We start from the raw sequence: 22386 nt of genomic DNA, 5'->3' as shown, positions 1-22386 counted from the left end.
ATCGCGGTGTGCCGGCGACGCGCGGCGGGTACCTACCGGACACCGGAGAGGAGGGCGAGATGACGACCGACCCGAGGTACACCCCGATCGCGCTGAACGCGACCGGCAAGCTGGTCGACAACGAGGGCGACACCGGCACCGGAGAACTGGTCGGCGCGGACGACGCGGCGGCCGACGCGGTGCGAGCCGGTGCCGACATCGATCTGACCTCGGCACGACGGGACAGCGATCCGACTCCCGTCGGTGCTGCCGATGCCGAGGCCGACCGGCGGCGAGCCGCTGGCGAGGACTGAGACAGACCTGCCGACTGTGGCCCCGGGACGTCGTCCCGGGGCCACAGTCGGTCTGTTGGTTCGACGTATCGAAATATTGCGTTTTCGTTTCGAAGCATCGTAGGCTGCCGTGGGAGCGCTCCCGGTCTCCTCGTCCGTTGTCGCCGGAGTGCCGTACCCCACCACCACGACCAGATTGCGATGGTCCACCATGAAGCATCCTCCACGCCTGCGGCGCCTGCTGGTCGCGACAGGTGCCGTCGGCGCGTTGACCCTCGGTGCGTTGACGGCCCTGCCCGCCAGCAACGCGATGGCCGCGACCGGCTGCTCCGTGACCTACACGACGAACAGCTGGTCCGGCGGGTTCACCGCAAGCGTCACCGTCACCAACCTCGGCGACCCGGTCAACGGCTGGACACTCGGCTTCAGCTTCCCCGACAGCGGACAGCGGCTCACCCAGGGCTGGTCGGCCACCTGGAGCCAGAGCGGCAGCTCCGTCACCGCGCAGAGCATGGCCTGGAACGGTTCGCTCGGCACCGGAGCCAGCACCAACATCGGCTTCAACGGCAGCTTCACCGGCGCCAACCCGTCGCCGAGTTCGTTCAGCCTCAACGGCACGGCATGCACCGGCTCGACCACGCCCACCACTCCGCCGCCGCCCACCACTCCCCCACCGCCCACCACGCCGCCGCCGACCACTCCTCCGCCCACCACTCCTCCGCCCGGCGGGCAGACGCCGGTGGCCATCAACGGTCAGCTGCGGGTCTGCGGGGTCAACCTCTGCAACCAGTACGGCCGACCGATCCAGTTGCGCGGCATGAGCAGCCATGGCATCCAGTGGTTCGGCAACTGCTACAACAGCGCCTCGCTCGACGCCCTGGCCACCGACTGGCGCTCCGACCTGTTCCGCATCGCCATGTACGTGCAGGAGCAGGGCTACGAGACCAACCCGACCGGGTTCACCAACCAGGTCAACAACCTGGTCGAGGAAGCCACCCGCCGCGGGATGTACGCGATGATCGACTTCCACACGCTCACGCCGGGTGACCCGATGTACAACCTGGAGCGGGCCAAGACCTTCTTCGCCGCCGTCTCGGCCCGGCACGCCGCGAAGAACAACGTGATCTACGAGATCACCAACGAGCCCAACGGGGTCGCCTGGTCCACCATCAAGAACTACGCCGAGCAGGTCATCCCGGTGATCCGCGCCAACGATCCGGATGCGGTGATCATCGTGGGTACGCGCGCCTGGTCGTCGCTGGGCGTCTCCGAAGGAGCCAACCACACCGAGATCGTCAACAATCCGGTGAACGCCAGCAACATCATGTACGCGTTCCACTTCTACGCCGCGTCGCACAAGGACAACTACCGGGCCGAGGTGGAGCGGGCCGCCGCCAGGCTGCCGCTGTTCGTCACCGAGTTCGGCACTGTCGACTACACCGGTGACGGGGGTGTCGACCTGGCCAGCAGCACCCAGTGGCTCGACCTGCTCGACCGACTGAAGATCGGTTACGCCAACTGGACCTTCTCCGACAAGGCCGAGGGCAGCGCCGCGCTACGGCCGGGCACCTGCAACGGCAGCAACTACACAGGCACCTCGATGCTGACCGCCTCCGGTGCCTTCATGCGCGAACGCATCCGTACCCCGGACAACTTCCCCACCAGCTGATCCGAACGCACCACCACCACGCGGCCCCGGCGGTTACACCGCCGGGGCCGCACTGGTGCCGGGACCGCTCAGGTCACTGTCGGCTGTCGGGGACCGGGCCGATGAGCGAGTCGGCCGGCCCGGCGGAGCCCGCCCGGTACTCCTGCAACGGCACCGTGCCGGCCTTCCAGGCAGCCAGCACCGGTTCCACGATCCGCCAGCACTCCTCAGCGACGTCGGCGCGTACCGACAGGGTCGGATCACCCTCGAAGGCACCACGCAGCACTTCGCCGTACGCGGGCAGGTCGCCGGGACCGAAATCCGCCGTCAGGTTCGCCTGTTCCAGTTCGAAGGGATTCCCGGGACCGTTGATGTTGAGGTCCAGGCCGAGCCGGTCCGGGCCGAAGCCGATTCGGATCCGGTCCGGCCGCTCGTAGCCGGTCAGGCCGTCGGGTACCCGGGTCGGCTGCTTGAAAGTGATGATCGCCTCCTTGCGTACGGCGTCCACCGCCTTTCCGGAGCGGAGCCGGAACGGCACCCCCGCCCAGCGCCAGTTGTCCACCGTGACCGCCAGTTCCGCGAGGGTCTCGGTGCCCCGCGCGGGGTCGACACCCGGCTCGTCGGCGTAGTTCGGCAACCGTCGCCCGCCGACCTCCCCCGCGGTGTAGCGGGCCCGCCGGCTGGCCTCCGTCGGATCGTCCCGCCACAGCCGGGTGGCGCGCAGTACCTGCGACTTGCGCCCCCGCAGTTCCTCGGCCCGCAGGCTCGGTGGCGGATCCATGGCGAGCAGGGCCAGCACCTGGAGCAGGTGGGACTGCACCATGTCCACCAACGCGCCGGCACCGTCGTAGTAGCCGGCCCGGCCTTCCAGGCCGAGGGTCTCGTCGAAGACGATGTCCACGCAGGCCACGTGCGAGGAGTTGAGCACCGGCTCGAAGATCCGGTTGGCGAAACGCAGGCCGAGCAGGTTGAGCACCGTCGACTTGCCGAGGAAGTGGTCGATCCGGTGGACCTGGTTCTCCGGTACGAGGGTGGCCAGCAGTTCGTTGAGCGAGCGGGCCGAGATCCGATCGACTCCGAAGGGCTTTTCCAGCATCAGCCGGGTGCCGGGAGGCACCCCGATGCGGGCCAGTGCGGCAGCCGAACGGGCGGTCACCAACGGCGGCAGCGCGAAGAAGATCACCAACGGTCCGCTGCAGCAGCTCAACAGCGACCGTAGGTCCTCCTCGCGCGTCACGTCGGCGGGCACGTAGCGTGTCTCGCGGATGACTTCGGACTCCACCGATCCCACCGCGCCGACGGCCCCGAAGGAGTCGGCCACCCGGCGCCGCCAGCGCTCGTCGTCCCAGCCGTCCATGCCGCTGCCGATCAGCCGCAACCCGGGTAGGGCCCCGGTGGCCACCAGCCGGCCCAGACCGGGCAGCAACAACCGCCCGGTCAGGTCACCGCTGGCGCCGAGCACCAGCAGTGTCTGCCGTACGCCGGTGGCGGCGGGTTCTGCGGGGACAGCTGCGGGGGCGCTCGATGCCGGCGTCGTCATGCCACCACCATGCCCTGTCCCGGCGATCGGCAGGCACCGGACCCCGGGGACTCGCCGGCTGTTCGCGCACCGTACCTGGGCCCGTGCGGATCGTCACCCACGAGACCGAGAGGTCTCACCGGGGCGGTCGGCCAACCTGCGGCCGGGGTGTCCAGGCCGCCTCCGCCGAGCGGAGCACCGCTGGACCTCGCCGCGGTGCCGTCTGGGCTCCCGGACACCGCACCGGTCGTGGTGTCGGGCTGGCGAGCCGATCTTCGTGTGGCAGTCTGGTCTCACCGTCGGCCGCAACGAGGCCGGCGGCGTGCCCGACCCCTGCGAGGAGACGATCGATCCGATGGCTGCGGACGTCACCAGCACCGACGAGTGGCAGGCCCTGCGCAAGCACGCCGACGAGATCCGCGGGACGCACCTGCGGGAGCTGTTCGCCACCGACCACGATCGTGGCCGACGGTTGACCGTCGAGGTGGCCGACCTCTACGTCGACTACAGCAAGAACCTGGTCACCGACGAGACGTTGCGCCTGCTGACCGCCCTGGCCGAGCGGGTCGGACTCGCCGATCGGATCGCCGCGATGTTCGCCGGTGCCCACATCAACGGCACCGAGGACCGCGCGGTGCTGCACACCGCGCTGCGGCTGCCGGCCGACGCCCCGCTCACCGTGGACGGGCAGGATGTGGTGGCCGACGTACACGCCGTGCGGGAACGAATGGCCGAGTTCGCCGAGAAGGTGCGCTCCGGCCAGTGGCGCGGGCACACCGGCGAGCGGATCCGCACCGTGGTCAACATCGGCATCGGCGGCTCCGACCTCGGGCCGGTGATGGCGTACGAGGCGTTGAAGGCGTACCGCGACGGCGGTCTGAGCTGCCGCTTCGTGTCGAACATCGACCCCACCGACATCCACGACACCACCGCCGACCTGGATCCGGCCACCACCTTGTTCGTGGTGGTGTCGAAGACCTTCTCCACCCAGGAGACCCTGGCCAATGCCGAGCAGGCTCGACGCTGGCTGCTGGCCGGGCTCGACGCCGACGCCGACGCGGTGGCCCGCCATTTCGTGGCGGTCAGCACCAACGCCCAGCGGGTGGCGGACTTCGGCATCGACCCGGCAAACATGTTCGGCTTCTGGGACTGGGTGGGTGGCCGGTATTCCCTGCCCTCCGCGGTGGGCCTGTCGGTGATGCTGTCCATCGGGCCGGCGCGCTTCGACGAGATGCTGGCCGGCTACCACGCCGTGGACGAGCACTTCCGCACCGCACCGCTGGCGGACAACGCTCCGGTGCTGCTCGGCCTGCTCAACGTCTGGTACACCAACTTCCTGGGCGCGCAGACCCACGCGGTGCTGCCGTACTCGCAGTACCTGCACCGGTTTCCCGCCTATCTGCAACAGCTCACCATGGAGAGCAACGGCAAGTCGGTACGCACCGACGGGCGTCAGGTGTCGTACGACACCGGGGAGATCTTCTGGGGTGAGCCCGGCACCAACGGCCAGCACGCCTTCTACCAGCTGTTGCACCAGGGCACCCGGCTGGTGCCGGCGGACTTCATCGGGTTCAGCGAGCCCAACCATGACATCGGCGACATGCACGACCTGTTCATGTCGAACTTCTTCGCCCAGACGGCGGCGCTGGCCTTCGGTCGGACCGCCGAGCAGGTCGCGGCCGAGGGAACCGCGGCCGATCTCGTGCCGCACCGGGTGATGGCCGGCAACCACCCGACCACGTCGATCGTGGCCGACCGGCTCACCCCGGCCACGCTAGGTCAACTGGTCGCCCTCTACGAGCACATCGTGCTCACCGAGGGGGCGATCTGGGACATCAACCCGTTCGACCAGTGGGGCGTCGAGCTGGGCAAGGTGATGGCCAACCAGCTCGCTCCGCTGCTCACCGCCGACCGCGCCGACCTCACCGACCTGGACTCCTCCACCGCCGCCCTCATCGCCCGCTACCGCGCCCAACGCCAACGAAACTGAAGCGGGACTGATCAAGAGGTTCTGGTCGCGGCGCGCCGGCCCGCGTGACCAGAACCTCTTGATCAACGCGCGGGTTGGGGGCGCGACCGGGTCTGGTCTCGGGGTTCGAGAACTGTTTGGACGCCGCTGGCGCGCGTCGGGCACAGTCGGAGCGTGACGAACTCCATCACCGTACGCCACCGCTCCATGGACGAGATCATGGCAGGGCTGCACCTCGTGCGGAACTCCCCCCGGGGCGTCGGCACCCTGGCGTTGGCCGTACGCCGGCCGGCCGTCGACGTCCGGGAGGTGCTGTCCCGGGCCGAGCTGGATCCGGATGCCGGGCTGCTCGGCGACACCTGGAGTCAACGACCCAGCTCGCGAACCGCCGACCGGTCACCGCACCCGGACATGCAGCTGAACGTCATCAACTCCCGATTCGTCGAGCTGATCGCCGGTCCCGACCGGGACGCCTGGGCGCTCGCCGGTGATCAGCTCTACGTCGATCTCGACCTGAGCGTCGACGCCCTGCCAGCCGGAACCCGCCTGGCGATCGGCGACCGGGCTGTCATCGAGGTGACCGACCAGCCACACACCGGGTGCGCCAAGTTCGCCGCGCGGTTCGGGCGTGACGCCCACAAGATCGTCTGGACCGACGAAGGCAAGCACCTCCGGCTGCGCGGCCTCAACGCCCGGGTGGTCGTCGGCGCGACTATCGAAACCGGCGACACCATCCGGCAGCTCCCCGCCGCCCCCGGCCCCGACACCTCCCCCTGATCGCTGCCGCGCCCGCAGTGGCGCGGGTCACCGTCCACAGTCGCCACCGTGACCTCGGTCGTTCGGTTGGCTTTCGGTCCGTTCTGGCCCAATGGGTCACGTGCGGGTACCCGGGCTCCCCCGTTGTCCGGGTACCCGCGTCCGAAAGAGGCGACCGAGGAGCAGCGCATGGGCGGCACCATCCAGGATCTTCCCGCAGCGGCACCAGAGCTGACAGCGACGCGTGCGGACGACACCCGGCTGCTGGAGCGGACCCTGTTCGAGGTGAAACGGGTGATCGTCGGCCAGGATCGGCTGGTGGAGCGGCTGCTGACCGCGCTGCTCGCCCGGGGACACTGCCTGTTGGAAGGGGTGCCGGGCGTGGCCAAGACGCTCGCCGCGGAGACCCTGGCCACGGCGGTGGGTGGCAGCTTCTCCCGGATCCAGTTCACCCCTGACCTGGTGCCGTCGGACATCCTCGGCACCCGGATCTACCGGGCCTCGACCGAGAAGTTCGACGTCGAGCTGGGGCCGATCATGGCCAACCTGGTTCTCGCCGACGAGATCAACCGCGCGCCGGCCAAGGTGCAGTCGGCGCTGCTGGAGGTGATGGCCGAGGGACACGTTTCGCTCGGCGGGCGGACCTATCCGGTGCCCACTCCGTTCCTGGTGCTGGCCACCCAGAACCCGATCGAGTCCGAAGGCGTCTACCAACTGCCCGAGGCCCAACGGGACCGCTTCCTGATGAAGGTCGTGGTCGACTATCCGACCGACGACGAGGAACTGGGCATTCTCTACCGGATGGGCACCGGCACCCCGGCCGCGCGGCCGGTGCTGGACCCGACCCGGCTGATGGCGTTGCAGGGCCGGGCGCGGGAGGTCTTCGTCCACCACGCCCTGGCCGAGTACGTCGTACGGCTGGTGCTGGCCACCCGTGACCCGCGCCGGTTCGGGCTGTCGGACGTGGCTGCGCAGTTGACGTACGGGGCCAGCCCTCGCGCCACCCTCGGGCTGGTCGCCGCGGCCCGGGCCCTGGCGCTGCTGCGCGGCCGGGACTACGTGCTTCCCACCGACGTACGGGAGATCGCCGCGGACGTGCTCGCTCACCGGCTGGTGCTCTCCTTCGACGCGGTCGCCGACGACGTCGACGCCGGCGACCTGGTGCGGCAGGTCGTCGAGGCGGTGCCGCCACCACAGATCGCCCCCGCTCAGGAGGATCAGGGGCCGGGCCTGGGGGCGGCGGCATGAACGAGAACGCGACACGTCTCGGGCAGCTGGCATCGCAGCGTCGGCTGCGCCGGCTGGAACTGACAATCACCCGCCGGCTCGATGGGCTGCTGCACGGGCAGCACCTGGGCCTGCTGCCGGGACCGGGCAGCGAACCGGCGGGCAGCCGGGAGTACCGCCCCGGCGAGGACGAGGTACGGCGGATGGACTGGTCGGTGACCGCACGGACGACCGTGCCACACGTGCGTACCGTGGAGGCCGACCGGGAGCTGACCACCTGGACGCTTGTGGACGCGACACCCAGCATGGACTTCGGCACCGCCGAGCTGGAGAAGCGGGAGCTGGCGGTGGCGGCGGTCGCCGCCGTCGGTTTCCTGACCGCCGGCTCCGGTAACCGGCTCGGCGCGCACGTGCTCGGCGAGGCCGGGGTGCGCCGGTTCCCCGCCCGTGCCGGCCGGTACCACCTGCTCAGCGTGCTGCGCACCCTGCTGGAGGTGCCGCGCGGCCGGCCGGCCAGCGACCCCGTGCCACTTGCCGAGGCCATCGACGGGCTGCGCCGGTCGGCTGGCCGTCGAGGGCTGACCGTGATCGTCTCCGACTTCCTGGACGGCCTGCCCGACGAGGGGGTGGCCGGCGCCGGGGGCGGTCCCCCGGACTGGGAGCGGCCGCTGCGGCGGCTTGCCGCGCGGCACCAGGTACTCGCGGTCGAGGTCCGCGACCCGCGCGAGCTGGAGCTGCCCGACGTCGGTCTGATCACCCTGGTCGACCCGGAGAGTGGGCGGCGGCGCGAGGTCGCCACCGGCAGCCGCCGGTTGCGCGACCGCTACGCGGCGGCGGCCGCCGCCCAACGGCTGGCCGTGGCCCGGGCGCTGCGCCGGGCCGGTGCGGCGCACCTACCGCTGAGCACCGACCGGGACTGGATCGCCGACATCGTCCGGCACGTCCACGCCCAGCGTCGACTTGCCCGGGCGACCCGACCGACGAACGGAGGAGCGGCGTGAGCTGGGAGTCTCCCGAACGGCTGTGGCTGTTGGCCGGGGTGGCCGTCCTGGTGGTGGCGTACCTGCTGCGGCAGCGACGGCACAGCCGGTACGCCGTCCGGTTCACCAACCTGCGTCTGTTGGACAAGGTGGCACCGGCCCGCCCGGCGTGGCGCCGGCACGTACCGGCCGGGCTGTTCATCGCGATGCTGGCGCTGCTGGTGGTCGGCTTCGCCCGCCCGACCGACGAGGTACGGGTGCCCCGGGAACGGGCCACCGTCATCGTGGCCGTCGACGTGTCCCGGTCCATGCTCGCCGACGACGTACCGCCGGACCGGCTGATCGCGGCCCGCGAAGCAGCCCGCGAGTTCGTGGCCGACCTGCCGGAGGAGTTCAACGTCGGGCTGGTGGCCTTCGCCGGGAGCGCGTCGGTGATTGTCGCTCCGGGCGGTGACCGGGAGTCGGTCACCGCCGGCATCGACCGGCTCGACGAGGGCGTCACCGGTCGGCAGGGTACGGCGATCGGCGAGGCCATCCACGCCTCCCTGGAGTCGATCCGCACCCTGGACGCCCGGGCCGCCGAGGATCCACCACCGGCCCGGGTGGTGGTGCTCTCCGACGGGGCGAACACCTCGGGACGTGACCCGACGCTTGCCGCCGCCGACGCGGTGGAGGCGGGGGTGCCTGTCGACACGATTTCCTTCGGCACGCTCGACGGCCGCATCGGTGGCGGCCAGTTGGTCCCGGTCGACGGGGAGACCCTGCGGGCCGTGGCCGAGCAGGCCGGTGGCGGCTACTACGAGGCGGGCAGCGGCGACGAGTTGCGGGCCGCGTACTCCGACATCGGCTCGTCGGTAGGTCACCGGCTGGAGCGGCAGGACGTGTCGGCCCGGTTCATCGGCGCCGGCCTGGTGCTCGCCCTGCTGGCCGCCGCCGCCTCGCTGTTCTGGTTCTCCCGACTGCCCTGACGGCCGTTCCCACGGTCTTCTCCCTGAGGAGGGACATCGTATGCCGAGCACGATTCCGGGGCTGGGTGAGCCGCGCGGGCCACGCTTCGTCTCACCTGCCCTGGCACCCGACGAGCAGCCGACCGGGTCGACTGCGGCCCCGGCACCGCCGGTCGCGTCGACCGGGCCTGACCGCCCGCGGTACGGGTCGGACGGCCCGGCGGACCGGGGCGCGGAACCGCCGCGCTGGCCCCGGCTGCTGCTGGCCGGCCTGACCGTGGTGGCGGTGTCGGCCGGTGCCGGTGGCGTCGCCGGTCACGTCGCCGGCGGTGACGCGCCGCCAGCCACCCCGGATGCCGCAGCGGCCGGCCCGCCCGGCAGTGCCGGCGGTGACCTGGTCGCCGCCGCCGACCGGGTGCTGGCCGGAGTGGTGTCGGTGCGGGTGTCCACCGGCGGCCGGGGTGCCTCCGGATCCGGTTTCCTGATCGACGATCGGGGGCACGTGGTCACCAACAACCATGTGGTGGCCGGCGGCGGCACCGTCCAGGTGGTCGGCCGGGACGGTCGTCGGCTCACCGCACGGTTGGTGGGCCGCGACCCGGATACCGACATCGCTGTACTGCGGGTCGATCCGGGCAACGGTCTGCGCCCGCTGCCACTGGCGTCGGCCGGCCAGACACAGGTCGGTGAGCCGGTGCTCGCCGTCGGTTCGCCGCTCGGGCTCTCCGGCACGGTGACCGCCGGGATCGTCAGCGCCCTGGACCGGCCGGTCCGTCTCGGCGGTGGAGCCCGGCAGCCGGCGGTGCAGACCGACGCTTCGATCAACCCGGGTAACTCCGGCGGGCCGCTGGTCAACGGTCGGGGCGAGGTGGTGGGCGTGAACACCGCCATCGCCACGCTGGAAGGCAGCGGCAACATCGGGATCGGCTTCGCCATTCCGGTCGAGCGGGCCGCTCAGGTGGCACAGGGGCTGATCGCGAGGGGATAACTGGAAGATGCGGCTGCTCGTGGTGGAAGACGAAGAGGATCTGGCCGGCGCGTTGCGGGTCGGGCTGGTCCGTGCCGGCTACGCCGTCGATCTCGCCGCCGACGCGGCGCAGGCGTACGACCTGCTGCTGGTCAACGCGTACGACCTGATGCTGCTCGACGTGAACCTGCCCGACGTCGACGGGTTCGCGCTGTGCCGGGCGATCCGCTCCGGCGCGGTCGAGGTGGCCGGCGGGCGGGACCTCCGGGTGCTGATGCTCACCGCCCGGGGCGCGCTGGGTGACCGGGTCCGTGGCCTGGACGAGGGCGCCGACGACTACCTGGTCAAGCCGTTCGCGCTCGTGGAGTTGCTGGCGCGGGTGCGGGCGTTGCTGCGTCGGGACACCGGAGGCACCGGGGTGGTACTCAGCGTGGGCGCGTTGTCCCTGGACGTGGCCCGGCAGGAGGCCCGGCGGGGCAGCCGGCAGTTGCACCTGACCCGGAAGGAGTTCGGCGTGCTGGAGTACCTGATGACCCGCCCGGGGCGGGTGGTGCCGGCCGAGGAACTGCTGGAGCACGTCTGGGACGCCAACGCCGACCCGTTCACCGAGACCGTCCGGGTCACCGTGGGTACGCTGCGGCGCAAACTCACAGGTGACGGCGACGATCCGGCGATCGAGACGGTCGTCGGACGTGGCTACCGGCTGCGGGAGGTGCGGGCATGAGCGTTTTCCGGTCGATCCGGTTCCGGCTGACGGTGCTCTACTCGACGCTGTTGTTCGCGCTGGCCGGTGCCGGCCTGCTGGTGGCGTACGTGGCGGTGGACCGGGCTGTCGATCCCAAGCCGATCACCAAACGGTACGAGGCGCAGCTGGTCAAGCTCAAGAGCGACGGGCGGACAGTGCCGACCGGCACCACGCTGGAGGTGGCCGAGGTGCAGCAGATCGAGGACGAGGTGAACCTGCGGCTGTTGCAGACGGTGCGGGACTACTCGTTGATCGCGCTCGGCGGGCTCTTCGTGGCCAGCCTCGGCATCGGCTGGGTGCTCTCCGGCCGGGCGCTGCGTCCGGTGGGCGCGATCGCCCGCACCGCCCGGGAGATCCAGGCCACCGACCTGTCCCGCCGGATCCGGCTGACCGGTTCCCGCGACGAGTTGCGCGACCTCGGCGACACCATCGACTCCATGCTCGATCGACTCGATCATGCCTTCCACGCCCAGCGGCAGCTCATCGATGACGCCTCGCACGAGCTGCGCAGCCCGTTGGCGATCATCCGGGCCAACCTCGACGCCTCACTCACCGCGCCGGAGGCCGGTGAGCAGGAGCGGGTCGCCGCCGTGGCGACGATCGACCGGGCCACCACCCGAATGTCCCGGCTGGTCGAGGATCTGCTGGCCACGGCCCGTCGGGACGCCGACTCGATGTCCGACACGGATGTGGACCTCAGTGCCGTGGCCCGTGAGGCGGGCGAGGACTTCGCCCCCCTGGCCACCGGCCGTGGTCTGCGCCTGCGGTACGCGCTCGACCCGGGTCTCACCCTCATCGGCGACCCTGACACGCTGCGCCGGGCCGCCGGCAACCTGCTGTCCAACGCGGTACGCCTCTCCCCGCTCGGTGGAGCGGTGAAGGTGGCGACCGGCCGGGTGGGCGACTGGTTGTGGTTGGCCGTCGCCGACGAGGGGCCGGGCATCGCCGAGGCCGACCAGGCGCGGGTCTTCGACAGGTTCTGGCGCGGCGAGACCGCGCGGGGCGGCTCCGGTGACCGGAGGACCGGGCTGGGGTTGGCGATCGTCCGCCAGATCGTCGAGTCGCATGGTGGGCAGGTGGCGGTCTTCTCCCGACCGGGTACGGGCAGCACCTTCGTGTTGTGGCTGCCGGCCGCCGACCGGACCGGGGACACCCGGCCACCGGCCGGCGCCCCACTGTGACCGGGACGGTGCCACCCGCCGGACTGTCACGCAACTGTCATCCAACCGTGCGGTCGACTCCAAGGTCGTTGCGCAAGGTGGTGGCGATCGGGACGGCGCGTCGGGTCGCCGGCGTCGACGACGAAGGAGACCGCTGTGGTGATGCCGTGGCCCTGGCCGATGCCCGACGATCATTCTTTCCGTGCCCTGTGGGACGAGCCGCAGCACCATGACGAGGATGTCCGGCTCGCCGCTCTGGTCGCCCAGCGGCTGAGCGCCGACTGGTCGACCCGTCGGCAGCAGATCACGGTGATGGTGCAGAACCGGGTCGTGATCCTCACCGGCCTGGTCGCCAGCGCCGAGACCCGCCGTGCGGCCGGCGAGTTGGCCTGGGACGTCGAGGGCGTGACCGACGTCTGCAACGCGCTCCGGCTGGCCGGTCACCGGCGGGGTCGCCGCTGAACTTCGGCCCGTCCACGGCGCCCGGCACCGGCTCCGTGGACGGGCCGGACACGCCAGCGACCGGTCGGCCTCCGACGGGTGATCGTGCCAACCGATCGTGACGTACCGGGTCTGTCGACACTGTCGAGCTGACTGCACGGACGGCTCACGGGCCTGTCCTGGCGACGATTGGCGCCGGGCGGCATCGCCGCGGTGCTCGACCCGGCCGCTCGGCGCGACGTTCACCGCGACCGCCGCCCACGCCGGGACGGTGGCCTACGGACTACACGGACACCTGCGGGCCCGTGTCCGGGGCGCGGCCCTCAAGGCGGGCGAGCGCGTCGGCGCGGGTGTCCGCGACCGGGAACACCTCGTCCAGCCGGGTGACCCGGAGCACCTGACGGATCAGCGGTGAGGTCGACGCCACGCAGAGCAGCGCGCCCCGTTCAGCGGCACCACGGTGCGCGCGGACGAGCAGCCCGAGGGCTGTGGAGTCGAGAAGGTCAGTCCGGCCGAGGTCGACCAGGACGTGCCCGCCCATGTCGGCCGCGTGCCGCAACGCGATGCCCAGGGTGTCGCCGGTGTCGACGTCGACGTCACCGGCGACGGTCACCACGGTCACGGCGCCGAGGTGCTCGATGCCGAGAATGCCACCGGGAACGCCGGCAGCGGCGGGACCGAGTTGGGTGCAGTGCGCGCAGCGGTGCGGGCCGTCGGCCAACGGCGAGCCGCTCCAGCCGTGTTCGGACACCAGCGGCCACACCACCTCCGCGTCGGAGGGCACCCGCGGCGCGGCGACCGTGTCACCGCAGTTGTCACAGGTCAGGGTGACCAGATGGTCATCCAGGACGACGGCCATGGCGTGCTCCTTCCCAGGTCGGAGGGGTTGGGGTCCCACCCTGCCGGGGTCAGGTGGCGGGCACCGCGCGGACACGTGACGGTTGGGTGACGAATCGGCTTCCCACTGCAGTGCGGTGGCCAGAAACTTCACCTGGCCGTGCCGGGTCGCCGCGACACCGCCAACGTTCGTGGACACCGCACCAGTGGGTCGGATGGGCGACGACACCCTCACGTTCGGCGTCCGCTTTGAGACGATAGACGTAGAGAGATCAGTTGATCCCTGTGTGCGACGGGAGGTCGAAGGATGCGAAACGCACTACCCGCCGACGAACCGGTCGGCACGTTGGAAGTGGTGCACAGGTTCCGGGGTCCGATGCCCACCGGGGTGACCGTCTCGCACCGTGGTCGGATCTTCGTCAATTTTCCGCGGTGGGGTGACCAGGTGCCCGCGACCGTGGTGGAGCTGCGGCGCGGGCGCGAAGTTCCCTTCCCCGACCTACGGTGGAACACGCCGTCCGGCGATGACGACCCTTCGGCGTTCGTGTCGGTGCAGAGTGTGGTGGTCGACCCGGCCGACCGGCTCTGGGTGCTCGACACGGGCAGCCCGATGTTCCGACCGACCTCGCCCGGCGGGCCGAAACTGGTCCGCGTCGATCTGAGGACCGACACCGTCGCCCAGGTGATCACCTTTCCGCCGGAGGTGGTGCTGCCCACGTCGTACCTCAACGACGTGCGCTTCGACCTGCGCCGCGGGGAGGCCGGGCTGGCCTACCTCACCGACTCCGCCGATGGTGCGCCGAACGCCATAATCGTGGTCGACCTGGCCAGCGGGACGTCGTGGCGGCGCCTCAACGACCACCCGTCCACCAAGGCCGCGCCGCTTGCGGACTTCCGTCCGGTGGTCGAGGGACGCCCGTTCCTGGTCCGTCCCCCGGACGGGCCTCCACAGCCGGTGGGCGTCGGCGCCGACGGCATCGCGATCTCCGCCGACGGGGAACGGCTCTACTACTGCGCTCTCGCCACCCGCCGCTGGTACAGCGTCGCCACGGACGCGCTGGCCGACCGGGCCCTGAGCGACGCGGAGGTCGCCGCGACCGTGGTCGACGAGGGCGACAAGGGCGGCGGCGCGGACGGCCTGGAGTCCGACGACGCCGGCCGGCTCTACCTCACCAACTACGAGCACAACGCGGTGCTGCGGCGTCGTCCCGACGGTGAGTACGAGACTGTGGTGCACGACGCTCGTCTGCTCTGGCCGGACACTCTGAGCGTGGCCACCAACCGGCACCTCTACATCACCGCCAACCAGGTGCACCGGCAGCCGCCGTTCAACCGGGGCCGGGATCTGCGACGCAGACCGTACGCCCTGTTCCGGACCCGCATCGACGCCGGCCCCGTGCTGCTGCGGCCGTGACCACCGACGCGCCCCGATCGGGTGGAAGTGTCGCCCGATCGGGACGGCGCGCCGCACGCCGCACGTAGCGTCGGAGCGGAATGCCCACGAGGTGAGGAGCGGGTCGTGACCGAGCCGGAGGAAGAGCGCGAGAAGAGCGCGAAGACCGACCCGGTGCTGTTCTCCCCGGACGGCGACCCCCACCACAATCCGGCGCAGACGCCGCTACCCGACGAACATCCACCGGTGACGTACTCCCACGACGGCGAGACCGACGTGATCGACGGCGAGCAGTAGAAGCTGGGCGCGGTGTCGAAGTCCTCGATCGAGCCGAGGCGGGGTACAGGCGATCACCGGCCGCAGGCCGGCCAGGGACTTCGACACTGGGCCTAACGCGGCGCAGCGGTCAACTCGTCGTCGTACGTGGCCAGGACGCGTCCGTCGGCGGAGTAGGCGATCAGCCGGCCGTGGACCATGGTGGCCGATCGGAACGAGAACGTCCGCACACCGGGGTAGGCGGCCAGCAGCGGGATGGTGCGGGGTGGGCCACCCGGAGCGGAGTGATAGTCCAGCCGCGCCACCTGCTCGGACACCACGCCGTTGACGCGCACCTTGGTCTTCTCGCTGCGGGTGCCGAAGGTGACCGGGGCACCGGTGCCGTAGCGGGAGCACTCCACCGGCCCCCGACACACGAAGAAGTACCTCGCGTTGACCACGTCCGGGAGACGGTACGCCTTGAAGGTGGGGTCGGCTCCCGCGGGCAACGGCTGCACGGCGAAGAACGCCAGCACCCCGAGGGAGGCGACGCCCACCCGCAGCCACCCGCGCCCGGGGTTCCGGGTGCGGCGGGCGCGGGCCGCAGTGAGGGCCACCGCGCCGAACCCCGCCACGCAGAGCGCGACGGTGCCGATGGCACGGGCGTTCTCGAAGAGGAACTGCACGCCGGGTCGCATCGACACCGGCGCCAGCACCGCGCCCACGGACAGCACCATGCTGCCCAGCAGCAGGCCCCCGGCGATCCGCCGGGTCACGCCGACGGCACCCACCAGCAGCATCGCGGCCAGGACGGTCCATACCTGGTGGTGGGTCCAGGAGACCGGGGACGCGGCCACGGTGGCGCAGCCGACCAGCACCGCGGCGTGACCCGGACGCCCCGACCGGGCCAGCGCCCGTGCCCGCAGCAACGCCAGCGCGCAGATGACGACCACCAGGGTGGCCCAGACCAGCGGAAGGGCTCCCGCCTCCAGGCCGAGACGAAGCAGCATCCCGTGCACCGACTGGTTGCCCAGCGACGCCAGATTACCGATCCGGGAGGTCTGCGTGACGGTGCCCGCCCAGTAGGTGAGGCTCTCGCCGGGCAGCACCGCCAGGGCGAGCGCGCCGCAGGTGACGAAGGCGGCCAGTGCGCGGGCCGCGTCGCGGTACCGGCGGCAGACCAGGAAGTAGAGCACGAACAGCAGCGGAGTCAGTTTGATCGCTGCCGCCACGCCGACCAGCACGCCGCGCATCCGCGACGGCGGTGCCATCCCGTCGAGCAGGGCCATCAGCACGATGAAGATGCTCACCTGACCGAAACGCAGGTTGCTCTGCACCGGCGCGGTGACCATGAGCACCGCCGCGACCGCCGCGATGCTGAGGTGCGCGGTCCGCGGCACGCCGACCCCGGCCATACCCCACCCCGACACGGCGGGACGGCCCGGTGCGGCGGGACGGCCAGTGGCGAGCGCGCGACCGACGGGTACGGCGATGGCGATCACTGCGGCACAGGTCGCCGCCAGCCAGATCGCCTCGACCACACCGAGCGGAACGGTGGTGATCGGCCAGAGGACGAGCGCCGCGAACGGCGGGTACGTGAACGGTCCCCCGTTCGGTGCCACGTATCCGTACAGCGGGCGCCCGGCCCGCAGATCGGTGAGCGCTCCGTGATAGATGTGCAGGTCGGACAGGCGGTCAGGGCGGCGCAGCACCAGCACGACGGAGATCAGTGCCGCCACCGCGAAGCCCGCCCAGAGCAGCGCCACCCGACGATCCCGCATGGACAGAGGATAGGAGTACCCGGGACGCGCCGCGCGCACCTCGGCCCCGTGCCGCCGGGGATGCTCGGCCCGCCGGGCGATCCGCCGCCACTGGGCGCGGCCCTGCGCCGCTCAGCGCGGCACCGCCACCGCTCAGCGCGGCTGCGCCACCACTCCCTGTCGCACCTCCGCCACCCACCAAGACAATCATCGATGTTCTGTGAGCCGGACGAGGTAGGGCACCGGGCAGCCCTCGATCGGAACACCACCATGTCCCCTTCCGTCCGGAGGACCCGTTCCATGAGAAAAGCGATCCGACGGTGGTGCGCCGCCCTGGCAACCATCGCCCTGACGGCGCTGGCCGCCCTGTCGCTCCCGACAGCGGCGTCGGCGGCCACCCTCACCGAGGTGACGAACTTCGGCGCCAACCCGAGCAACCTGCGCATGTACCTGTACGTACCGGACCGGGTCGCGCCGCGGCCGGGCCTGCTGGTCGTGGTCCACTACTGCACCGGCAGCGGGCCCGCGATGTACTCGGGCACCCAGTTCGCACGCCTGGCCGACCAGTACGGCTACATCGTGATCTACCCGTCGGTGACCCGTAGCAGCCAGTGCTTCGACGTCTACTCGCAGCAGGCGTTGCGTCGCGGTGGCGGCAGTGACCCGGTCGGCATCATGTCGATGGTGGACCACGTCCGCAGCCGCTACTCCGTGGACCCGGCTCGCATCGCCGCGACGGGCACCTCGTCCGGAGCGATGATGACAAACGTCCTGCTCGGGCTATACCCCGACGTGTTCCGCGCGGGCGCAGCCTTCGCCGGAGTGCCCTTCGGTTGCTTCGCCACCACCGGCGGCTCGGAATGGAACAGCGAGTGCGCCAACGGACAGATCAGCCGCACCCCGCAACAGTGGGGAGATCTGGTTCGCAACGCCTATCCCGGCTACACCGGGCCACGTCCGCGGATGCAGATCTGGCACGGCACCAACGACGAGATTCTGCGCTACCCGAACTTCGGCGAGCAGGTCAAGCAGTGGACCAACCTGCACGGGCTGAGCCAGACCCCGACCTTCACCGACAGCCCGCAGCCCGGCTACACCCGGACCCGCTACGGCGGTTCCGGCGGTGACGCACCTGTCGAGGCGATCAGCATGCAGGGCGTGTCGCACAACCTGCCGGTCGACGCCGCACAGGCGATCCGCTTCTTCGGGCTTGACGCCGGACCCCCCACCCCGACGCCCACCAGCCCCACCCCGACGCCCACGCCCACGCCCACACCCACATCCACGCCCACGCCCACGCCGACGATCACCCCGACCCCCACGCCCACCACGCCGCCGACGGTGCCGCCGGGGACGGGCTGCCGGATCGGGTACGCGGTAAACGCCTGGAACACCGGACTGACCGCGTCGGTGACCATCACCAACACCGGCGTCACCGCGGTCAACGGTTGGAACCTGGCGTTCAGCCTGCCCGCCGGGCAGAGCATCACCAACGGGTGGAACGCGACGTACTCGCCGACCTCCGGGGCGGTGACCGCCCGCAACGTCTCCTACAACGCCGCCATCGCCCCCAACGGCTCGACCACCATCGGCTTCCAGGCCAACCACAACGGCAACACCGCCCGCCCACAGTCGTTCACTCTCAACGGCACCCCCTGCACGGTCAGCTGACCGTCGCTCGCCCGGCCCGGTGTCCGTACGGCTGTCGGCCGTACGGACACCGGCGTCGGCAGGGCCGACCCGCCCGGCGCCCATTGGCTTGACGGAGATAGGAAGATATATTCCTGTCGATGTCAGGAAAGCGCTTGCTCTGCGTCGTTCACCACTCCGGCACGCGCTCCACCACCACACCCGTACCCGGAGGAACCCGCATGCTGCTCAGCACCCGACGACGATCCCCTCGCCGCTGGCTGGTCGCCGCCACCACACTGGCGCTGCTCGGCGCCGGCGTGGTGGTGGCCGCACCGAGCGCCCAGGCCGCGACTGTCGACCCCAACGCCACGTACGTGTTCGTCAACCGGCACAGCGGCAAGGCGATGGACGTGTGGAACTGGTCCACCGCCGACAACGCACCGATCAACCAGTACGCCCGCAACGACGCCGCCGTACAGCAGTGGCGGTTCGTCGACGTCGGCAGCGGCTACTACCAGATCCGTTCCGTGCACAGCGGCAAGGTCCTCGAACTGCCAAACGCCACCGACGGTGTCCAACTCGTGCAGAACGCCGCAGCCAGCGGCAACACCCGCCAGCACTTCCGGCTCGCCGACTCCGCCGGCGGGTACGTCCGGTTCATCAACCGGCACTCCAACAAGGCCCTCGACGTGTGGGGCTGGTCCACCGCCGACGGCGGCATGATCTCCCAGTACCAGGACGTCGACGGCGCCAACCAGCAGTGGCAGTTGGCCACCCTGGGCACCGGTGGTGGCAACGGTTGCGGCAGCGGCTCCTTCCAGGCCGAGGCGGTCCTCAACGGCGGCACCTGGACCGCCCGCAACGGCGGCAGCACCGTCTACACCGGCAGCAGCATGCAGGCCGCGGTGCAGGCGGCGGTGAACAGCCTCAGCGCCGGCCGGACCAGCAAGCAGCGGGTGGTGGTACGCGGCTCCGGCTCGATCAGCGCCGGCTCCCGCATCTCGCTGCCCAGCTACACGACAATCGACGTGTGCGGCACGATAAACGTGACCGGTTCCGGCTCCGGTGACCAGGCGCCGATCTACTCGCGCGGCACCACCCAGGTGGAGGTGCAGAACCTCACCGTCACCGGCACGCCGCTCTACGGCATCTTCATGCGCAACGTGACGAACGTGATCCTCGGCCAGATCGACATGCGGCTCTCCGGCGGGCTGGGGGTACGCATCGACAACCGGGGCGACACCAGTCAGTGGACGCGCAACGTGCGCATCGACAATGTCTACGTCTCCGGCACCAGCACCCACGGCGTGGAGACGTACGGCGTGGACGGCCTGACCGTCGGCACCGTGACCGCCCGTAACGTCGGCGGCTCCGGCCTGCTGCTCAACGAGACCATCAACGCCACGGTGACCACCGTCGACGCGGAGAACGCCGGCACCGGCACCGGCTACGCGGCGTTCCGCACCGCCAACCGCGCCGGACGGATCGGCTCCAGCTACCCGATCAACATCCGGGTGGGCACCGTGCGTGCGCGCGGCGGCGGCCGGGGCATCTTCTGCGTCTCCGAGTCCGGCGGCGTGGCGGTCAACCGGGTCGACATCGCCAACACCGGCAACAACGCGATCCTGCTCGAAAACTGCTACGGCGTGGACATCGCGGCCGGCGGCGGCACCATCAGCGGCGGCGGAGAGGTTCGGCTGGCGGCCCGGACGGAGTTCCCCGGCAACCGGGACATCACCCTGCGCAACTTCACCCTGGTCAACAGCCGGATTCTGGAAAGCCCCTGCACGACGAACCTGACCATCAGCAACGTCACTCTCAACAACTCGAGCATCAGCCGCTGCTAGGCCGCGTTTCATAAGACCGTGCCCGGCTGCGCCGGGCGAGCCTTGTGAAACGCGGCCTGGGTCCCCGGGGCCGCCCGCATCACCCTGGCGGCCCCGTCCCGCGGCGGTCGTCGACCCCGACCGGAGCCGGTTGACAGATCATGAGGGCGATCCCCAGACTGGCTCGCGTCGATCCCGTCGGCCACCCACGAGGAGCCTGGATGAAGATCGCCGATGCCCGGGTCATCGTCACCTGCCCCGGTCGGAACTTCGTCACGCTGAAGATCGTGACGGAGGACGGGGTGACCGGGGTCGGCGACGCCACCCTCACCGGACGGGAACTCGCGGTCGCGAGTTATCTGACCGAGCATGTCGTACCGCTGCTGATCGGTCGGGAGGCCGACCGGATCGAGGACACCTGGCAGTACCTCTACCGGGGCGCGTACTGGCGACGCGGGCCGGTGACCATGAGCGCCATCGCGGCGGTGGACACCGCGCTGTGGGACATCAAGGGCAAGGTGGCCGGGCTGCCCGTGTACCAGCTGCTGGGTGGCCGCAGCCGCGACGGCGTCACCGTCTACGGTCACGCCCAGGCGCCCACCGTGGACGGCCTGCTCGCCGAGGTGGCGCACCACCTCGATCTCGGGTACCGCGCGATCCGGGTGCAGTGCGGCGTGCCCGGTCTGGCCGACACCTACGGCGTGGGGCGGGACGGACTGCCCTACGAACCGGCGGGCACGGCGATCCCGGCCGAGACCCTGTGGAGCAGCGAGCGGTATCTCACCCACATTCCGTCGGTCTTCGCCCAGGTCCGCAGCGAGTTCGGGCCGGAGGTGAAGCTGCTGCACGACGTGCACCACCGGCTCACCCCGATCGAGGCCGCCCGGCTGGGCAAGTCCCTGGAGCCGTACGCGCTGACCTGGCTGGAGGACCCGGTGCCGGCGGAGTTGCAGGAGGGCTTCCGGCTGATCCGCCAGCACACCACCACACCGATCGCCGTCGGCGAGGTCTTCAACACCGTGTGGGACTGCCAGCAGCTCATCACCGAGCAGCTCATCGACTACGTACGGGCCACCGTCGTGCACGCGGGCGGCATCACCCACCTACGCCGCATCTTCGACCTCGCTCACCTGTACCACGTACGCAGCGGATCGCACGGCAGCACCAACCTGTCCCCGGTGTGCCTGGCCGCGGCCCTGCACCTCGACATCAGCATCCCCAACTTCGGTCTCCAGGAGTACCTGCCGTACGCCGAGGCGACCGACGCTGTCTTCCCGCACTCGTACCGTTTCGCCGACGGATTGCTGCACCCGTCGGAGGAGCCGGGGCTCGGCGTCGACATCGACGAGGAGCTGGCGGCGCGGCATCCGTACCGGCCCGCGGCGCTGCCGGTGAACAGGCTTGAGGACGGCACCCTGCACCACTGGTGAGGACGCCGAGGCCCGGCGCAGGTATCCCCGCGCCGGGCCCGGTTAGGACTTGTGGATCAGCTGCCGGTGCAGGTGGGCGTACCGGATGGCCCGGTGCCGTTGCCCTGGAAGCCGAACTCGGTGGTGGCGCCCGCGTTCACGGAACCGTTGTAGCTGACGTTGCGGAACGTCACATTGCCAGAGTTGCCGCTGGCCGTGGCGTTCCACGTGTTGGTCACCGAGCTACCACCCGGAATGGGGATGGTCACCGACCAGCCGTTCAAGCTGGCGGAGCCTGCGGTGACCCGGATCGTGGCGACGAAGCCGCCGTTCCACTGGTTCAGCGACACCGATGCCGTACAGCCGGATCCGCCGGGCGGCGGGGTGGTCGGCGGCGGGGTGGAGGGCGGAGGCGTGGAGGGCGGAGGCGTGGTCGGCGGAGGCGTGGTGGGCGGAGGCGTGGTACCGCCCGAGTTCAGCGCGTCCAGGGTGGCCGTGTACGCCTGCTTCTTGTTGCCGTTGTTGTCGAACAGCAGTGGGGTGCCGTAGGAGCGCCACGAGTCGCTGTCCCGGATGCCCCACACGGTGATGCCGTTGCAGCGCGGGACCGCGAGGCAGTCGTTGACCACGTTGCGGTAGGTGT

The 22386-nt window shown here is 70.9% G+C and carries 20 protein-coding genes; 16 read left to right on the top strand and 4 right to left on the bottom strand.

The annotated features are described in order from the left end of the window. Window positions 1-59 precede the first annotated feature (59 nt). Together AB0I71_RS22900 and AB0I71_RS22895 are read left to right on the top strand one after the other, a co-directional pair. Window positions 60-293: a hypothetical protein gene (locus tag AB0I71_RS22900; RefSeq protein ID WP_357587747.1), complete on the top strand. Its 234-nt coding sequence runs from the start codon at window positions 60-62 to the stop codon at window positions 291-293. A 190-nt stretch (window positions 294-483) separates the two neighbouring features. Continuing rightward, window positions 484-1941, top strand: a complete 1458-nt coding sequence (locus tag AB0I71_RS22895) for a cellulase family glycosylhydrolase (protein ID WP_357587745.1) — start codon at window positions 484-486, stop codon at window positions 1939-1941. A gap of 73 nt (window positions 1942-2014) precedes the next feature. Here the strand turns inward: AB0I71_RS22895 and AB0I71_RS22890 are convergent, their stop codons facing one another. Then, entirely contained in the window at window positions 2015-3460 is a 1446-nt protein-coding gene (locus AB0I71_RS22890) for a glucose-6-phosphate dehydrogenase (protein WP_357587743.1), read from the bottom strand. Window positions 3461-3794: 334 nt separating this feature from the next. Here AB0I71_RS22890 and pgi point away from each other — a divergent pair, with 334 nt between their 5' ends. The 9 genes from pgi (at window position 3795) to AB0I71_RS22845 (ending at window position 12652) form a co-directional block, all read left to right on the top strand. Next, a complete protein-coding gene (pgi, locus tag AB0I71_RS22885) occupies window positions 3795-5429 on the top strand; it encodes a glucose-6-phosphate isomerase (protein ID WP_357587902.1) in 1635 nt (544 codons plus the stop codon). 153 nt (window positions 5430-5582) lie between these two features. Continuing rightward, on the top strand, window positions 5583-6185 hold the full coding sequence (locus tag AB0I71_RS22880) for an MOSC domain-containing protein (protein ID WP_357587741.1): 603 nt from the start codon (window positions 5583-5585) through the stop codon (window positions 6183-6185). Between the two features lie 168 nt (window positions 6186-6353). Continuing rightward, window positions 6354-7412: a MoxR family ATPase gene (locus tag AB0I71_RS22875; RefSeq protein ID WP_357587739.1), complete on the top strand. Its 1059-nt coding sequence runs from the start codon at window positions 6354-6356 to the stop codon at window positions 7410-7412. Further along, entirely contained in the window at window positions 7409-8392 is a 984-nt protein-coding gene (locus AB0I71_RS22870; RefSeq protein ID WP_357587737.1) for a DUF58 domain-containing protein, read from the top strand. Before AB0I71_RS22875 ends, AB0I71_RS22870 begins: the two co-directional genes overlap by 4 nt. Then, on the top strand, window positions 8389-9339 hold the full coding sequence (locus AB0I71_RS22865) for a VWA domain-containing protein (protein ID WP_357587735.1): 951 nt from the start codon (window positions 8389-8391) through the stop codon (window positions 9337-9339). The genes AB0I71_RS22870 and AB0I71_RS22865 overlap by 4 nt, the downstream gene beginning before the upstream one ends. 40 nt (window positions 9340-9379) lie before the next feature. Beyond that, the gene (locus tag AB0I71_RS22860; RefSeq protein WP_357587733.1) at window positions 9380-10306 is read left to right on the top strand and encodes a trypsin-like peptidase domain-containing protein; all 927 of its coding nucleotides are present in this window, start codon (window positions 9380-9382) and stop codon (window positions 10304-10306) included. 7 nt (window positions 10307-10313) lie between these two features. After that, entirely contained in the window at window positions 10314-11009 is a 696-nt protein-coding gene (locus tag AB0I71_RS22855) for a response regulator transcription factor (RefSeq protein WP_357587731.1), read from the top strand. Beyond that, a complete protein-coding gene (locus tag AB0I71_RS22850; RefSeq protein ID WP_357587729.1) occupies window positions 11006-12211 on the top strand; it encodes a HAMP domain-containing sensor histidine kinase in 1206 nt (401 codons plus the stop codon). Before AB0I71_RS22855 ends, AB0I71_RS22850 begins: the two co-directional genes overlap by 4 nt. 141 nt (window positions 12212-12352) lie before the next feature. Beyond that, on the top strand, window positions 12353-12652 hold the full coding sequence (locus tag AB0I71_RS22845; RefSeq protein WP_099851331.1) for a BON domain-containing protein: 300 nt from the start codon (window positions 12353-12355) through the stop codon (window positions 12650-12652). Between the two features lie 262 nt (window positions 12653-12914). Here AB0I71_RS22845 and AB0I71_RS22840 read toward each other — a convergent pair whose 3' ends face one another. Next, window positions 12915-13490: an STAS domain-containing protein gene (locus tag AB0I71_RS22840; protein WP_357587727.1), complete on the bottom strand. Its 576-nt coding sequence runs from the start codon at window positions 13488-13490 to the stop codon at window positions 12915-12917. Between the two features lie 285 nt (window positions 13491-13775). On the opposite strand from AB0I71_RS22840, the gene AB0I71_RS22835 reads away from it, so the two are divergent. Together AB0I71_RS22835 and AB0I71_RS22830 are read left to right on the top strand one after the other, a co-directional pair. Next, window positions 13776-14882 (top strand): L-dopachrome tautomerase-related protein, encoded by a 1107-nt coding sequence (locus AB0I71_RS22835; protein ID WP_357587725.1) that lies wholly within the window; start codon window positions 13776-13778, stop codon window positions 14880-14882. Between the two features lie 105 nt (window positions 14883-14987). Further along, the gene (locus tag AB0I71_RS22830) at window positions 14988-15158 is read left to right on the top strand and encodes a hypothetical protein (RefSeq protein ID WP_199172109.1); all 171 of its coding nucleotides are present in this window, start codon (window positions 14988-14990) and stop codon (window positions 15156-15158) included. 92 nt (window positions 15159-15250) lie between these two features. On the opposite strand, the gene AB0I71_RS22825 is transcribed toward AB0I71_RS22830, so the two are convergent. Then, complete coding sequence (locus tag AB0I71_RS22825) at window positions 15251-16897, bottom strand: glycosyltransferase 87 family protein (RefSeq protein ID WP_357587722.1); 1647 nt, start codon at window positions 16895-16897, stop codon at window positions 15251-15253. Between the two features lie 279 nt (window positions 16898-17176). Between AB0I71_RS22825 and AB0I71_RS22820 the strand changes: the two genes are divergently transcribed. The 3 genes from AB0I71_RS22820 (at window position 17177) to manD (ending at window position 21764) form a co-directional block, all read left to right on the top strand. Next, window positions 17177-18547: a PHB depolymerase family esterase gene (locus tag AB0I71_RS22820; RefSeq protein WP_357587720.1), complete on the top strand. Its 1371-nt coding sequence runs from the start codon at window positions 17177-17179 to the stop codon at window positions 18545-18547. A gap of 200 nt (window positions 18548-18747) precedes the next feature. Continuing rightward, window positions 18748-20355, top strand: coding sequence for an RICIN domain-containing protein (locus tag AB0I71_RS22815; protein WP_357587718.1), 1608 nt, complete (start codon window positions 18748-18750; stop codon window positions 20353-20355). Between the two features lie 200 nt (window positions 20356-20555). Further along, complete coding sequence (gene manD, locus AB0I71_RS22810) at window positions 20556-21764, top strand: D-mannonate dehydratase ManD (RefSeq protein ID WP_357587716.1); 1209 nt, start codon at window positions 20556-20558, stop codon at window positions 21762-21764. 56 nt (window positions 21765-21820) lie between these two features. On the opposite strand, the gene AB0I71_RS22805 is transcribed toward manD, so the two are convergent. Further along, window positions 21821-22386, bottom strand: a 566-nt coding sequence (locus AB0I71_RS22805) for a cellulose binding domain-containing protein (RefSeq protein ID WP_357587714.1), incomplete at its 5' end; no start/stop codon positions are given.

This window comes from Micromonospora sp. NPDC049891 (assembly GCF_040660295.1).
In the GTDB taxonomy this organism is placed as follows: Bacteria; Actinomycetota; Actinomycetes; order Mycobacteriales; family Micromonosporaceae; genus Micromonospora.
The sequence above is the reverse complement of the archived record's forward strand: the minus strand, read 5'-3'. Positions and strand labels throughout refer to the sequence as shown.